Below are 836 nucleotides of genomic sequence, written 5' to 3'. Positions count from 1 at the left end.
GGCGCGACGGTGTCGACGGTGAGCGTGAACTCGCCAGACGGCGCGCTTTCGTTACCGGCGGCATCGGTCGCGGTGACGCTGAAGACGTGATCGCCCTCGGTGAGATCAGTGCTCGGGGTATAGCGCCAGGCGCTATTGGCATCTGCCACGACCGTATCAACGACTTCGCCGTTGCGGGTGATGGTGACGGTGCTATTGGCTTCGGCGCTGCCGGTGAGGGTCGGCGTCGGGTCATTGGTGCTGTCGCCGGAGGCGAGGGCGCCGGTATCGGCTGGTACATCGTCGGTCGCGGAGGTGATGGTTGGCGTGTTCGGCGCGGTAACGTCAGCGTCTTCCGGCACCACCAGGGTGTCGGAGACTGGGCTTTCGTTACCCGCGGCGTCGGTGACGGTGGCGGTCAGTTCAGCGCCGGCTTCCTGCTTCGGAGACAGGGTGATGCTGAACGTACCGTCATCGGCAACAGAACCGCTGCCCAGCAGATCGCCATCACCATTGGTGATTTCGACGGTGCCACCGGCCTCGGCGCTACCATTGACGGTGCTGCCGTTGGCGGTTTCGCCATCGGTCTCGGACAGGATCGGGGCATCCGGCGCGACGGTGTCGACGGTGAGCGTGAACTCGCCAGACGGCGCGCTTTCGTTACCGGCGGCATCGGTCGCGGTGACGCTGAAGACGTGATCGCCCTCGGTGAGATCAGTGCTCGGGGTATAGCGCCAGGCGCTATTGGCATCTGCCACGACCGTATCAACGACTTCGCCGTTGCGGGTGATGGTGACGGTGCTATTGGCTTCGGCGCTGCCGGTGAGGGTCGGCGTCGGGTCATTGGTGCTGTCGCC

1 protein-coding gene is annotated in these 836 nt (G+C 65.2%); it reads right to left on the bottom strand.

All coding sequences use genetic code 11. The features are described from left to right. A partial coding sequence (locus AOG28_RS17445) for an Ig-like domain-containing protein (RefSeq protein ID WP_200906843.1) occupies positions 1-836 on the bottom strand: 836 nt, incomplete at both ends.

The sequence above is a fragment of the Cobetia sp. UCD-24C genome, from assembly GCF_001306765.1.
In the GTDB taxonomy this organism is placed as follows: domain Bacteria; phylum Pseudomonadota; class Gammaproteobacteria; order Pseudomonadales; family Halomonadaceae; genus Cobetia; species Cobetia amphilecti.
Note: the sequence above shows the minus strand (reverse complement) of the source record. Positions and strands in the feature narration are given on the sequence as shown.